The following is a 14942-nucleotide window of genomic DNA, read 5'->3' on the forward strand; positions in this document are numbered from 1 at the left end:
CCTAAAATACACAAGTGATTAATCTTTCTACATAAAACTTAATATTTACCAATTTTAGCCAAATATCCTCTCAGGGATTGCTCTGGGAGGGTTTGTGCTATTGTTTTAAAAATCTAATCGATGGATGATGCTTGATTATTATTAACAAAACCTATGAATAGCCTCTACCCTTTGGTAGATTTAACATTGACAATAAATTGTTTTATACAATACGTAGATTATACGGACAATGCCCCAGGTCGTTTTAGTTAACCCACAAATTCCTCCTAATACAGGTAATATTGCTCGTACTTGTGCAGCAACAGGTACAGAGTTGCATTTGGTAGGGCCCTTGGGGTTTGAAATTAGCGATCGCTACCTTAAAAGAGCCGGCTTGGATTACTGGCCTTATGTCAAACTCCACTGTCACGAATCCCTAGAAGCCTTTAAAACCGTACATCAAGAGCGTGGAGGCAGATGGTTAGGTTATACCGTTGGTGGGAATTTTAGTTACGTCAGCTTTCAATATCAAGCCGATGATTGGCTACTGTTTGGTAGTGAAACTACGGGCTTACCACCAACAATTTTGTCAGATTGCGATGCTACTCTGTATATTCCCATGAGCCAACCAGGGGTTCGCAGCTTGAACTTGTCAGTCAGTGTGGCAATTGGCTTATTTGAAACCCGTCGTCAGTTAGGCTATCTACAATAGTTGTTTACCTTCATAACCTAAGTATATTTACTTGTTGTCTCTAAAAAAATCTTTCTAAACTAGAGAATTTTGTCAGCAAGATTTTTTTGTTTCCGGCAAAATATGTAAAAGAATATACCAAATCCTGGGTTTATTTGCCAATTGTAGTGGAAGATACTTACAAAGAGAGGAAGGTTATTATAAGAAATTTATATATAAAACTTGAGATAATGCCAAATTTGAATGATAGATTTTGATGAATTTGAAGTATCGTAAATGGGAAACAAAAGCGCCAAAACCCAGTCCTATCATGTATTTGACCTGTTCTTGCTTAATTAACTCCAAAAATCAGCCTAAAATTAGACGATAGTTAATACGGTTGTTTTTTAGGGAATAATCAACGTAAAGTCTCGTGTTGAAGAAGACTGATGGGCTAGAAATATCTTGAAGATATCTACAGCAGGGGGCATCACTTTTCCAGAAGTCGCAGCAATTTATTTTTCGGCAGCGACTATGGACTAGGCAAATTATTTGTCTAGTCCCCGTGATTGACGCAAGACAAGCACGGATAATGGTAAAGAGTTATAAACGTCCTAAGTGGTGTTAGGAGTGGTTCGGACAAGTAAACACAGCAAACTTTAAGTTTTGCTAAAACATGTAAACTTGTCTAAATCAGAGAAGCAGGTTAATCTTGCGTAAGCATCTCTGGTGAATGTGATCTTGATCTATCATTTGTTGTGATCTAAATCATTGATTAGTATCCAACTGAAAAATCGAGGTCAGTTAAGCGCTAGTGATCATAGGAGGTCGTCTTTGAAACGAGCATTAAAAAAGAGAGTAAAAGCTGTGTTGAACAATAACCCCAACAGCGATGATGCCCCGGTAGAACTGCAAAATGTGATGAATCCAAAAGTTAACCGCCGGGTGCGGACAAAAGCCGCCATGATTGGCTTGGCAATCTCTATGGGAGCAACCAGCCTTTTGGTGACTCGGCAAAGCGATCAAGCCCAAGCAGCGGTGCCAGTAGGCAGCCAAAAGGCTTCCTCTTCGATTCCTGCTGCTCCTGACACTGAAGTGAAATTCGCCTCCACAAAGCTGGAGTCCCAAGCAGTCTCATCAGCGAGCGTGCCGGAAAATCCTGTGATAGTGGAACCAACGGCAGTCTCACAAGTGCCTGGGCTTGAAGCTAAATGGCAAGTCGCGGCAAATGGAATGTCTTTGCAAATTCCTGCATCAGAAACATTTTCCCAAGCAACAGCTGGTTATAAAAATTCCACTAACCTGAAGCCACAAGTGGCACAGGGATTGAACAACACATTAGCCGAGACTAGTTTCCCAACAGTCAATAATTTGTCTGACTATAGTGCTGATAGTGTTGGCAGTACAAATGTTTTATTGAATGCCCAGCCACAAACAGTAGCAACATCTGGTGCAGTCAACGGTGAGATAAATGCACAACTTAAGGCACAACAAGAGTTTGCACTGAATCGCTTACAAGAAAAATCTAATCGGTTAAGAAAAAGTCTCGCACAGTTACAGTCTGGGGAAACTGAAAACTTATCATCAGCTGATATTGGTTTGGCACAGCCGGCGACTGGAGTTGAAAAAACTGCATTAATCCAGCCAAATACTTCTGACGATGCAAGCAAAGCGAACTTGATATCAAAGCTAAAACAGAAGAATCAGACGAGTGCAATTACACCAGTAGCAGCTACACCAACAGTTATTGCGTCTTCGGGTCGAACCGCCTACGAAGTTAAGCCTGGAGATACACTAGCAGCGATCGCCAGCAAATACAATACTTCAGTATCAGAACTAGTTAAGGTAAATAACCTCAACAATCCCAATGAACTGAAAATTAGTCAACAACTAATTATTCCTGGTGGTAAAGTTGAGGTAACTGTAGCGAGTCAACCTACTGTAGTGAGTCAACCCACTGTAGCGAGTCAACCTACTTTTATAGAGTCCAGCAAAACTCCAAAAGTAGCTACCTCTCCTATGAACATCGGTAGTGCCAACTCCTATCTACCAACTACTTCACAATCACCATCTATTGCCGACAACAGCAGCGTTGCCGTCCCTACACAGGTAATTGCGAACAATCAGGTTCAGGCAAATAGTTCCACTGACTTAAAAGTACGCCCTACCACTCCTACTAGGTCTTATGGTGTTGGTGGTGAAGATCCAGTGCCAACAGCTTTTGCTGAAATACAACAGCCTCAAACACCAGCAAATAGGGTAGCACGGGGAAATAATAATGACCGTTTGCGCGGCTTGCAAGCGGAAATTCAGAGATTACAGCAAAAGTACCGCGCTCAACAGTCTGGTAATTTAGTTGTGCCAGCAGCTAGCGATACTACTAACGCTGCAATGCTCACTCCTGTTTCTACTCCTAATAATTTCATCGTACCTAACTCTGCGGTTCGACCAAATAGTGTAGCGATACCAATTCCAGTTCCTACACCTATTAGAGCTACCTATAGCGCTCAACCAATCAAGCCCCAATTCCGTACTAGTGTACGTCCTACCGAACCAGTCAACCCAGAATTCTTGCCCAATCTCGGTTCTGCTAGTCAGTGGACTCCCGCTCGCACTAAATCTCCTACAAGAGTTGCAACCCCCCCTGGAAGAGTAAATGCCTCTGACTCCTTAGGAAAGATGCGGGGAACCACAGTTACTCCACAAATAGTACCGCCTTTGGCAGCAGTGGATCAATATCTGCCCAGACCCATTGACGAACTGACACCTCCTCCATCTTCCTCAACCGTAGCTTACACATGGCCCGCCAAAGGTACCCTTACCTCTGGTTATGGCTGGCGCTGGGGTAGAATGCACAAAGGAATTGACGTTGCTAACTCCACTGGCACACCAGTTGTCGCCTCAGCTGAGGGGACGATAGAAAAAGCAGGCTGGAACAATGGTGGCTACGGCAACCTTGTCGAAATCCGTCATCCTGATGGCAGCACGACTCGCTATGCCCATAACAGCAAGATTCTAGTGCAACCTGGTCAGCAGGTACATCAAGGAGAAACAATTGCTTTAATGGGTAGCAGTGGTCACAGTACTGGCCCACACACCCACTTTGAAATCCATCCATCAGGTAAGGGTGCTGTTAACCCAATCGCCATGTTACCGGATCGCATATAATTTCTTGGCTATCTGTAACTAAATCATTACCTTGTTTTGTTGAGGGAGTTTACCTCCCTCTTTTGCTTTCTATAAACTCAACAGGGATAAAAGCTGTAAGGAAATTGCAAAAATCCTAGTATTGAGCAAATTTGTATGCTATACTAGTTTATGATTTGAAGATATATGGCTCAGTAGCTCAGTTGGTTAGAGCGCGGGACTCATAAGCCTGAGGTCGTTGGTTCAATTCCAACCTGAGCCACTTTAAAGAATTAGTAATTCGTAGTTAAAAGGTTGTTTAACACTGCCTTTAGATTTCATGGTAGCTGTAGCTTGTTACGTAGATAAGAGGCTATGACCTTTTAAAACATCCTCTATGAATTACGTTAGCGTAGCGGGGCGTAGCCCATTACGAATTACGAATTATTTTTGTATGTGGCGAATTAGTTCGGCAACAGACCAAGCTTGAGCGATCGCACCTCTGGGTGTATGAGGTGCATCGCCATCAAAAATTTCAGAAATAGAACCAAGACAAGCGCCAGATAAGAAGTGATCTAGCAGGGGTTGCCAATCAAAAGACAGCGATTGTTCTGGATAAAAACGTTGCCAAGCCCGAATATATGGCCCAATTAGCCAAGCCCAAACAGTGCCTTGGTGATAAGCGCGATCGCGTTGCTCTTGATTACCCTCATATCTCCCTTTGTATTCGGGATCTCCTGGATCGAGACTGCGAAGACCATAAGGAGTCAGTAAGCTGATAGTTGCCAAATCTAGTATCTGACTCCCTTGCTGGGCAGAAAATCCACAGTGGTAGAGCGACAGCGCCAAAACCGCATTAGGACGAATTTGAAAATTCCGGCGATCGTCTGGCTCGATAGTATCGTACAAATAACCCAACTGAGGATTCCAGAACTTTTGCAGCGAGGTTTTAACCTTTTGTGCTTGTACAGCATAACGCTGTGCTTGCTTAGTGAGACGCACTGGATCGCCAAGTTCAAGCGAACTTAAGCGTTCTGCCCACCGACTTAGCCAACATAAAGCTGAATACCACAGCGCATTGATTTCTACTGGCTTACCATAACGTGGAGTAACGGGATTTGCCCCAACTACTACATCCATCCATGTGAGAGCTACACCACGAGCATCCCAACTAATTAGCCCATCAATAGCATCAACCTGGATATTGTAGCGTGTACCACCAATAAAGGCTTTGTGGATTTGTTGGACTATGGGGAATTGCTCTGCCAAAAATTCCCAGTCTTGGGTAGCTTCTAAATAAAGTCCCAAAGTTTCAATCCACCACAGCGCCGCATCGATACTGTTATAAAGTGGTTCGCCATCGGCATCAGGAAATACATTAGGCATCAAACCGTGGCAACAGTAATGTCCAAAAGTCCGTAATACTCTTTTTGCCAAATCAAAGCGCTGTGGAACCAATGCTAACCCAGGTAAGGCGATTAATATGTCGCGTCCTCGCTCATTAAACCAGTGATAACCAGCAATGATTGTGGGGTCTGCAATTGAGGCTCGATAGACGATAAATTGATCGCTTGCTTTAAGTAGTTGTTGCCAGAGTGGGTATGGGGCATGGGGCATGGGGCATGGGGCATCGAGAAGAGACATAAAAGACAAGGAAGAGGGGGCAGACAAAGGAGCAACTTGAATAATTCTCCCCTTGTCCTCTTTGTCCCCTTGTCCTCCTTGTCCCCCTGCTCCCCTGCTCCATCCAAAAATCTGGGAGAGCCGGTCTTGCTCTACCTCCACAGCTTCTGCAAAGGTTTCGGAAGTGAGAACACCTGCCATCAAGTTTGGAAAACCTACTCGTGCTTCTAGTGTTACCATATCTCCTGGTTGCAGTCTGACTATCAAGTAACCAGGACTGTAGAGGTCTTCTTTGTCACTTAATCCCCGTTTTGTCTCCTCAGACAATCCATAATTCCAATACCAAACTGCATCTGGTTGATATTTTCCTTTTGTCCAACGCAAGTGCCAAGGTATACCGAAATTACCCAATTTTTTTGCTTGCAGGCAAATTTGCTGTTGCCCAAGCAATTCTGAGAACTGTAATCCTGAACTAGCAATTTGTGGGTGGTGAAAATCACGGTCTGCTATCAGCAGTCGCAGCCGTAAAATTGCTGTATCACTTCCGTCGTATCGATACTGGATCAAGATTCGATCGCAAAATTGGGCATTGGGGAGGCAGTGCGGTGTTGGGGTCTCCCCCGCCGCAGGATGCGCGTTCGCAAAGCGTCTCGTAGAGAAGCGCTGTAGTGGAGCAACTGCCGTCATTGGGCATTGGGAAGCATTCTTCGCTATTTCCAGTTCCTCATTCCTAATCCCCAGTCCCCAGTCCCCAGACTCCACTAACCCATAAGGCATCACCAATTGTCTGCTTAATTGCCAGTTATCTCGACCCCAAATCCATTTTGGAACTGGGTTAATATCAAAACAGCGCAACAGTTCGTAGCCTGTCAGTTCAATTTGACCGTTACCCCAAACATTTGTCCCCAGTGCTATAACGCTCCCCGATACTTCTAAGCTAGCGTCTAAGTGTGAAAACAGCAGAGTCCGCCCAGAAGGTGGGTTTGCAGCGGTAAATAGCCAACCGTGATAGGTGCGCGTGCGGACATTAGAAATCGTACCACTGGCAAAACTTCCTAAGCCATTGGTAAGTAACCATTCTCTTGTATCTAAATCGGGCATTGGCTACTCAAAATCGTTATGAGTATGATATAGTCGTAACAGATCGTAATTAAACTGTGAGAGCGTGGATGGGTAAGTTTTACTTGACCCGTATTCCAACGCTAATAAACCGATAAAGGAGAATTAGGTTAATGTCCCTTACTTACGGAACCGAAGGAAGCCTCCGCGTTGGCCAACAAGCTCCCGATTTCACAGCAACGGCTGTGGTAGATCAGGAATTTAAGACAATTAAACTTTCCGATTATCGCGGTAAGTATGTCGTCCTGTTTTTCTACCCACTAGACTTTACCTTTGTTTGTCCTACTGAAATCACAGCATTTAGCGATCGCTACGAAGAATTCAAAAAAATCAATACTGAAGTCCTTGGGGCTTCCGTTGACAGTGAATTCTCCCACCTCGCTTGGATTCAAACAGATCGTAAGTCTGGTGGTGTCGGCGACCTGAATTATCCTCTAGTCTCAGACATCAAGAAAGAGATTAGCGCCGCTTACAACGTTCTTGACCCAGCAGCCGGCATTGCCTTGCGTGGTCTGTTCATCATCGATAAAGATGGTATCATACAGCACGCTACCATCAACAACCTAGCTTTTGGTCGCAGCGTTGATGAAACCCTGCGGACATTACAAGCAATTCAGTATGTTCAATCTCACCCCGATGAAGTTTGCCCAGCTGGTTGGCAACCTGGTGACAAGACAATGAATCCTGACCCAGTGAAGTCTAAAGTTTACTTCTCTGCTGTCTAAATTCCCTTAGCAAACTCTAATCCAAGTTGTTGGAGTTGAGAGCAAAATCAATGAAAACCACAGATAAACAGAGATACACATGAAACAGTGTCAACCTCTGTATCTATCTGTGGTTTTTTCATAAAATAGTATTTAAATAATTAGGGTTAAAAATATGTTGACTTCAACTGATTTTAGGGGTTTATTAAATGAGCGATTCTTCCGCAACTTTTTACCAGTTCCAGCTAGAAATCAACTCAGGTTTGGAGTAGGAACGCCTGATTTTCAACTGCCAGATATTACCAACGGAACTTTAGTAAAATTGTCTGATTATAAAGGCAAGCAACCAGTCTTACTCGCCTTTACTCGCATCTTTACTGAAAAACAATATTGTCCATTTTGTTTTCCTCATATCAAAGCTTTGAATGAGAACTATGAGCAATTTAAAAATCGTGGTATAGAAGTTTTAATGATTACTAGTACCGATGAACGGCAGAGTCAAATTGTTGTGAAAGATTTAGGCTTGAAAATGCCGTTGTTGAGCGATCCTAGTTGTCGAGTTTTTCGTACCTATCAAGTAGGGCAAGCACTAGGAGCGCCTTTGCCAGCCCAGTTTGTATTAGATAAAGAAGGAAAACTCAGCTACTGGCATTTATTTTCTTTTCTGGATCACAATGCTAGTATTGAGACTTTGCTAGAACAATTTAATTGAGTATAAAAGGTGTAAAATTAATTGGCAATACCCACTCTACTGATAAAACTGTGAGGTTTTATGGTGCTGACCCTTTATCATTCATCTATTTCTCCTAACTCCCGTCGCGTCTGGATTACTCTGCTGGAAAAAGGACTTGAGTTTGAATTAGTAGAGATAAAGCTAGATGGGGAACAGTTTAAACCAGAGTTTTTGGCAATTAGTCCCTTCCATCATATTCCAGCTTTGGGAGATGACGGCTTTAATGTCGTGGAATCTTTAGCAATCCTGGACTATTTAGAGGTAAAATATCCCACACCTGCGATGTTGCCTAAAGATGCCAAAGATTTAGCGATCGCACGGATGGTACAACTGGTAACTGTAAATGAGCTTTTGCCAGCAACCACCACATTTTTACCTCAGATATTAGGTTTACCTGGAGAAAGTCCCGAAAAAATTGATCAAGCGAAGCAGAAAATTTCAATAGTACTGAAATTATTCGAGAATTTACTTGACGATCGCCCTTACTTTGGTAGTCAAAACCTAACTCTAGCTGAGGTTGTGGCTGGAACTGTAGTAATATGGCTGCCGGAAGTAGGGATTTCTTTAAAAGATTATCCAAAACTGAATGCTTGGCACGATCGCTTAGTTGTACGTCCATCGTGGCAAGCTACCGAGTCTACACCAGAGGCAATGGAAGCGTTTAAGTCTGTCATTGTAGCGAGAAATACGCGGCATCAGACCTAATCAATGTAGAAACAGTAAATTTTACCGTTTCTACAATCCGAAGTTTTCACAGCTTGACTTGCTGCAAATGACTGCGGGGATTATAAGTACGTATAGCCCGGATTTTTTCATAATATTCTCGTTCTTGTTGGCTGAGGTCTTTTGGTGGTGCGATCGCCACCTTCACCAACTGATCGCCACGTCCACCCTTGGCGAGGGGCCAACCTTTGCCACGTAAACGCAGCGATTGTCCAGAACGCACTCCGGCTGGTAACTTGACATTAACTGAACCATCGGGAGTGGGTACATCAATAGACGCTCCCAGAGTAGCTTCATCTGGTGTGATTGCCACTTCGCACACCAAGTTATCGCCTTCCATTTGGAAAAACGAGTGCGGCTGAAGTTCAACTTTTAAGTATAAATCTCCTCGTTGTTGAGTCATCGGGTTGATTTGACCTTTGCCCCGCACGCGCAGACGAGTACCAGGTTTAGCTCCAGATGGGATACGAACATCAATTGTCTCGTTACCTAAACTGAAGCGCTTTTGCACGCCGTTAAAGGCTTCAGCAAAAGTTAGGGTGATTATAGCTTCGCTATCCTGGGAAGTACCCGCGCCTGGATCTTGAAATCCATAATCGTTAAAGCCACCAAAACCACTTGTAGCACCTGTAGGAGGGCGGTAAGAGTAACTTTGTGAGTAACTTTGTCGCCCACCCCCACCGCGAGGCGCAGCACCGCCAAAGCGTCCTAGCAACTCATTAATGAACTCATCAAAATTGCCGTATTGACTGAAGTCAAAGCCACCCATATCGGCACCAACGCCGCCGCCGGGGAAACCTTCGCCAGCTTGCTTCCAATATTGACCGAATTGGTCATATTTTTTGCGTTTATCTACATCTGAAACAACCTCGTAGGCTTCGCTAACTTCTTTAAAGCGTGCCTCTGCCTGTTTGTTATTTGGGTTGACATCGGGGTGATATTTGCGGGCTAGTTTACGAAAGGCTTGTTTAATCTCATCTTGAGTGGCAGTCTTACTAACTCCCAAAATTGCGTAATAGTCCTTGAAGTCGGTTGCAGCCATCTACTAGCCTCCTATAGAAATTACTGTTATGTTTTTTTTTAAGAACACAGATATTTAATTGCTAGGTAGAGTGCCAAGCAAAAGAATCTGATTTTAAATTAACAAAGAATATAGAAAATCAAGTGGGGTTCTTGCTCAACGTGCGATCGCAATTTCCGTACTCCGATTTTTCTGATAAGCGGATCAGCCCGTCTAGCCCCTCTTCCAGGCTTGGGGGGGCATCCCGGAGTTGACGGTGCATCCGCAAAATAATTTCTTCAGGAACCTGGCGCGATCGCCTTTTATTACGTGCCAAACACAGCCAGACTGGTGTATCCACCCAAATTCCCATAATTTGGGTAAAGCCCAATTCACGGGCTAAAGCAATGACTTCACGGCGATGACGGCGTTGGGCATTGGTAGCGTCGAAAATGGCTGTATTTGCTGTAGAAATAGCTTGTTGAAATTGCCTTTCTACTTCCTGCCAAATCAGCAGCCACGGCCCCTGAAGGGCTTGAGAACCGAACAATTGCCCCCGGATACCATCTGTAGAAATCAGGAGCATCTGGGGGCATTCTGCCAGTAATTGTTTTGCAAAAGTTGACTTACCGCTACCTGGAAGACCAATCAGCAAAATGAGTGCTGAGTGCTGAGTGCTGAGTGCTGAGTGAGAAGTTAAGAGTGAGGAGTTAGAAGTTAGGAGTGAAGAGTGATTGGAAATTTTTTTCATAACTCATAACTCATAATTTCTAACTCATAACTCAGCACTCACAACTCAGCACTATTAAATGATGGTTCTATCAGCAATTACAGCATTTTTCAGCACGACGACGATACCACTGCGGATGTAAAAACCTTGATTTTCGCGTTCAGCTTCTTGCACATTATCTTTATTGATAATTTTGACATCATGACCGATGCGGGCATTTTTATCAATGATGGCACCACGAATGATTGTATCTGTACCGATACCTACGGGAATGTCATTTTCTATCAAGCTACATTGGCGTTCGACAGAAGCTTGGTAAAAATCTGCACCCATGAGCAAAGATTCTTCGATGACGCAGCCGGATTCAATCCGCGATCGCACTCCTAAAACTGAATGTTGAATGCGGCAATTTTTCAAAATACAACCTTCGCCAATAATTGATTCTGTGATATGGCACTCTAATAGTTTAGTCGGAGGTAAGTAACGAGCGCGGGTATAAATTGGTGCTTTTTCATCGTAGAAACTAAAGGGTGGCTGGGGTTGCTGAGTCAGAGCTAAATTAGCATGATAAAATGCCTCGATTGTCCCAATATCTTCCCAGTAGTCATCAAAAAGGTAAGCTTGAACGTTGTAATCTTTAGAGGCATCAGGAATAATTTCTTTGCCGAAATCAGTTCTTTCTATACCCTCTCTTAACAACTTGAACAAAACCTCTTTTTTGAAGACATAAATGCCCATTGAGGCGATGTAAGGTTGTTTCAGGGCTTGTTCTTTTGTTAATCCCAGTACACTTGTATCTACTTGCATTTGGGTTAACGCTTCACCTTTAGGTTTTTCGCTAAAGTCAATTACCCTACCAGAATCGTCAATTTTCATCAAGCCAAAATCTGAGGCGCGGCGCTCGTCTATGGGGATGACTGAGAGAGTAATATCAGCCCCTGTATCTCTATGACGCTGGATAAACTGGCGATAATCCATCCGGTAGAGGTGATCGCCTGAAAGGATTAGATATTCTTCTACATCCCATTCTTCCATCAACCACAGATACTGACGCACTGCATCGGCTGTACCTTGGAACCAGTTGGGGTTTTCTGGGGTTTGTTGTGCAGCTAGCACTTCCACAAAACCTTCATTGAAACCAGTAAAGTTATAGGTACGGGCGATATGACGATTCAGGGAAGCTGAGTTGAATTGTGTCAGGACGTAGATTTTGAATATTTCGGAATTTATGCAGTTACTAACAGGGATATCGATTAAGCGGTACTTCCCCGCTACTGGTACTGCTGGTTTAGCGCGGAGTTTGGTTAATGGGTAAAGCCTAGTACCCGCGCCACCGCCAAGGATGATTGATAATACTTTTTTCACAAAATTTCTCCCGACTGCCTTTCAACTCTCATCTTCAGTTTAGGACTGTCTGCCACCACAGGTAAGGGGGATCATCTGATTCTTAGGGATGAATTTTATAGAATGCTGTTGATGATGAATAGTACGGCTGATAACTAAAAAACTAGAACATTTGTATTTATTTAGGTAGGTGAACAATATAGGAAGTTTTGGCTACGTTTGCCTTGCATGGAATTTGACTATCGCTTTTGCATTTTATATCGATATAGAAATCATATTTAATTTTTTGAAAAAACTTAGTACAACTAACTTGAAAAGCCTTGTTGCCTGTTTTCGTGCTTGTGCTGGGCGCACCACGCGAGGAAATATGGCTACACCACGCTGCGCGAACAAAAATCAAAGCTGACTGCTATAGTTATTTATTTATTTTCTTTGATAAAGTATGTTGCGAGATAAAATTATCAGGTGAATCACTCTTTTGGGCAATATTGAGACGTAGAAACTGCACCCAGACTTCATCACTAAGTAACTTTAAAGCAGTTTTAGGATTGTTAATTGCGATCGCGCCGATAACTTTACCCCAGCCTTCCTGCAATGACTCAAGAAAAGCCTCTTCAATAGAAACTTGACTCAACAACGAAAGGGCGGTTTTAAAACTTTCTGAATCAGCTTGTATCTTCTTCGATCTTAACCCTTGAAGTGCCACATTTAACCACACAGGCAGAAGTTCTAGCCAATTGTTTTGCTGTATATTTTTCAGGGCAATGTCTTCCATACCTAGCGCACCCCATACATATAAAGACTCTACAGCTAGTTTAGAATCGTGGTTGTTTAGAGCATTTTGCCATAACTTTTGAGCTTGATTTTGAAAGCGATTAGCAAGAAATTCATAAGCTTCCTGGACTTGATGCAAAATTGTGACTTTATAAACTGATTCACCTCGTGGTAGGTAATCACCACGATAAGATAGCCAATTATGAGATCCACATAGATGGATTTCTTGATCAACTATTACTTCTTTTATATGGGAGTCTCCCAGCCATAAAACCTTTACAGATGATAAACCATCAGGTGTTTTTATTGCTCGCAGTTTTTTCTCTACTTCTGGCGAAATTGGTTTCTCTTCATCTTCTTGTCGCCGCGCAATTCCATATCCAATTAAAATCCAAACTCCCCGATTAGCTAATTTTTGTAACAGAGTTAGAAATTTTTCATCGACAACTGCCTGATTCACCCAAGGAGAATAAATAATAACCTGACTTTTAGCAGAATTCAAAACTTCTGAGAACGCTTGGCTAATTTGTCCGTCGCGTAACTTTAAAACTTCACCTAATACTGGAGATTTATCTACTTTTTTACCAGCTTTCATCGCAGTTTTTAGGGCTTTTTGGCGAATATTTTCAAGTCTAGCTTCTATTTCAGTATTTTTCTGTTTGAGAATGGCTTCATGTTCAAAATTGATGGTTTCGTCTGACAATTTACATAATGTTTGCAAGGATATCTTGCCTTGAGCGTGTAGAGCTTCTAACCAATTTGATGCTGGCTCTAAAATTTGTTTTCCATTTCTGATTTGGATGGTTAATTTCTCTTCAAGGGCATCAAATATAACGAAAAGAGATATCTTTCTCCAAAATTTTTGATTTGGATTTAATATCTTATAAGAAGTAACGATTTTTCCCTCTTCCGGGACATGAAGTACTAAATCTGAAGCCTGAATACTTTTTTGGATCTCCTCAAGTTGTAAAGAAGAGATATCAGCAATTGTATGATCAATAGTAATAAAATCTGCAAAATCTGGTAAATTTATCACTGTCTCGCTTAGTGATTCAGCTTGAAAGGTTATTTTGTCACTTAAAGGATCTGTAATAGCATTAAGCTGTACAGGATATGGGGGCTGTGGTACAGAGCCTTTTTCATAAAATGAGCGACCTTCAGAAGTCACTGTAATTGGTGATGTTGGTGATAAAGTTTGTAATGAGCGAAGAGTTGCAGTAGTAGTTTTGATAAATATAGAATCCAGTCCAAGTACAGAGGCTAATTCATCCTCTGTTGGTGGGGGTTCAAATTCAATTGCAGCGCGGATAATAAATTCTTCGAGTACGTTAAATTGGCGGGGTTCTTTGATATTTACTTCTATAGTAGTTTGACGCAAACTATAACGGAATTGACGCGCTGCTAAAACCGATAAGCTAGGACTTTGCGCTTCTATTTCGTCTACAAAATTTTTGAGATTGTCATCAATAGGTTTAGCAGAAGAGGCGAGAAACATCAAGGGAATAAGATTGGATAATTTAATTTGTACAAATACTTGTAACCTCTGAGACCAAGTATCTTTATGGTTTCAATAAGCTTTGATGACGACATAGACCACCAAGCAAATTCAGCACCAGTCACAAATATTAGCACATTATAAATTTACCTAAGAATGGCCATTGTGGGAGTATTCAGCAGCGTAGGTGTAGAAGCGATCGCGATCGCTAGAGTCTCATTTTGAATCCCTACTTATACTGTAATTGCCGTAACGCGTTTTTCTCCTAATCGGGTTAAAGTTGCGATCGCAAAACCTTAGAGGTCATTTATAAAGTAAAAATAAGATTATTGTATGGTGTGTTAGTCCCATATTCCTAGATGATTTTTCACAAAAAATTTCATCAAAGTGCTAACGCACCGCTATGTAACACGGTGCGTAATAGCGAAGCCGTAGTCTGCCTTACTTAAGATTTACTTTATAAATAGTCTCTAAGCAGGCTTTATGAAATAGGAGTGGTTATATCTTCCTCCAAGGATACTGGCGATTCAGAAGAACTAGCGCCACTTTCTGGTGTTGAAAGCTCATCGCTCACCATTCCATCCCATGAATAGTTGCAGATTTTAGTGTGAAGCAATTTACCAAACGTGAGGTTAATTGCTAAGGAGAAAGAATCGATAAAAATTAGATTTACAAAGCGATCAATCATTAGACCCCCTTGAGCTAAATTAAGCATCAAGTGATATGTGCTTTCTTACTACACATCCCATAATCTCTTTTCCAGAAATGTCTGGCATTTTAATAATTCTTAGTTGAAAGGGAAAGGGTAAAAAGGATTGTGGGTAAGGGAAACAGGAAAGAAAATATTATTTATCGTTTTAATTTTGGGAAGAAGTAATGCCAAACGAAGGACTTCGTTTTATCAGCATAACTGCTAAAGATG

General features: G+C 42.2%; 11 protein-coding genes and 1 tRNA gene. 6 read left to right on the forward strand and 6 right to left on the reverse strand.

Translation table 11 applies throughout. The features are described from left to right. Window positions 1-229: 229 nt before the first annotated feature. From V7K69_RS31045 to V7K69_RS31055, 3 genes are all read left to right on the forward strand, one after another. Window positions 230-691, forward strand: a complete 462-nt coding sequence (locus V7K69_RS31045) for a tRNA (cytidine(34)-2'-O)-methyltransferase (RefSeq protein ID WP_335041797.1) — start codon at window positions 230-232, stop codon at window positions 689-691. Window positions 692-1483: 792 nt separating this feature from the next. Next, the gene (locus V7K69_RS31050) at window positions 1484-3817 is read left to right on the forward strand and encodes a peptidoglycan DD-metalloendopeptidase family protein (RefSeq protein ID WP_335041799.1); all 2334 of its coding nucleotides are present in this window, start codon (window positions 1484-1486) and stop codon (window positions 3815-3817) included. A gap of 167 nt (window positions 3818-3984) precedes the next feature. Then, window positions 3985-4058: transfer RNA gene (locus tag V7K69_RS31055), tRNA-Met, on the forward strand. A gap of 161 nt (window positions 4059-4219) precedes the next feature. Here V7K69_RS31055 and V7K69_RS31060 read toward each other — a convergent pair. After that, window positions 4220-6499, reverse strand: coding sequence for an amylo-alpha-1,6-glucosidase (locus V7K69_RS31060; RefSeq protein WP_335041802.1), 2280 nt, complete (start codon window positions 6497-6499; stop codon window positions 4220-4222). A 131-nt stretch (window positions 6500-6630) separates the two neighbouring features. On the opposite strand from V7K69_RS31060, the gene V7K69_RS31065 reads away from it, so the two are divergent. From V7K69_RS31065 to V7K69_RS31075, 3 genes are all read left to right on the forward strand, one after another. Continuing rightward, window positions 6631-7242, forward strand: a complete 612-nt coding sequence (locus V7K69_RS31065) for a peroxiredoxin (RefSeq protein ID WP_069068387.1) — start codon at window positions 6631-6633, stop codon at window positions 7240-7242. Between the two features lie 154 nt (window positions 7243-7396). Then, window positions 7397-7933 carry a peroxiredoxin family protein gene (locus V7K69_RS31070; RefSeq protein WP_335041804.1) on the forward strand — a complete coding sequence of 179 codons (537 nt, stop codon included), beginning with the start codon at window positions 7397-7399 and terminating at the stop codon, window positions 7931-7933. 63 nt (window positions 7934-7996) lie between these two features. Continuing rightward, window positions 7997-8659: a glutathione S-transferase family protein gene (locus V7K69_RS31075; protein ID WP_335041854.1), complete on the forward strand. Its 663-nt coding sequence runs from the start codon at window positions 7997-7999 to the stop codon at window positions 8657-8659. Between the two features lie 46 nt (window positions 8660-8705). On the opposite strand, the gene V7K69_RS31080 is transcribed toward V7K69_RS31075, so the two are convergent. The 5 genes from V7K69_RS31080 to V7K69_RS31100 all read right to left on the reverse strand — a co-directional run bounded on the left by V7K69_RS31080 (window position 8706) and on the right by V7K69_RS31100 (window position 14708). Next, window positions 8706-9719, reverse strand: coding sequence for a DnaJ C-terminal domain-containing protein (locus V7K69_RS31080; protein WP_335041807.1), 1014 nt, complete (start codon window positions 9717-9719; stop codon window positions 8706-8708). Between the two features lie 118 nt (window positions 9720-9837). Next, window positions 9838-10428 (reverse strand): AAA family ATPase, encoded by a 591-nt coding sequence (locus V7K69_RS31085; protein WP_335041810.1) that lies wholly within the window; start codon window positions 10426-10428, stop codon window positions 9838-9840. A gap of 54 nt (window positions 10429-10482) precedes the next feature. Continuing rightward, window positions 10483-11772 carry a glucose-1-phosphate adenylyltransferase gene (locus V7K69_RS31090; RefSeq protein ID WP_335041812.1) on the reverse strand — a complete coding sequence of 430 codons (1290 nt, stop codon included), beginning with the start codon at window positions 11770-11772 and terminating at the stop codon, window positions 10483-10485. Between the two features lie 394 nt (window positions 11773-12166). Continuing rightward, window positions 12167-14020, reverse strand: a complete 1854-nt coding sequence (locus V7K69_RS31095; RefSeq protein WP_335041814.1) for a hypothetical protein — start codon at window positions 14018-14020, stop codon at window positions 12167-12169. Window positions 14021-14501: 481 nt separating this feature from the next. Next, window positions 14502-14708 carry a hypothetical protein gene (locus tag V7K69_RS31100; protein ID WP_335041816.1) on the reverse strand — a complete coding sequence of 69 codons (207 nt, stop codon included), beginning with the start codon at window positions 14706-14708 and terminating at the stop codon, window positions 14502-14504. Between the last annotated feature and the right edge of the window lie 234 nt (window positions 14709-14942).

This window comes from Nostoc sp. (assembly GCF_036917775.1).
In the GTDB taxonomy this organism is placed as follows: domain Bacteria; phylum Cyanobacteriota; class Cyanobacteriia; order Cyanobacteriales; family Nostocaceae; genus Nostoc.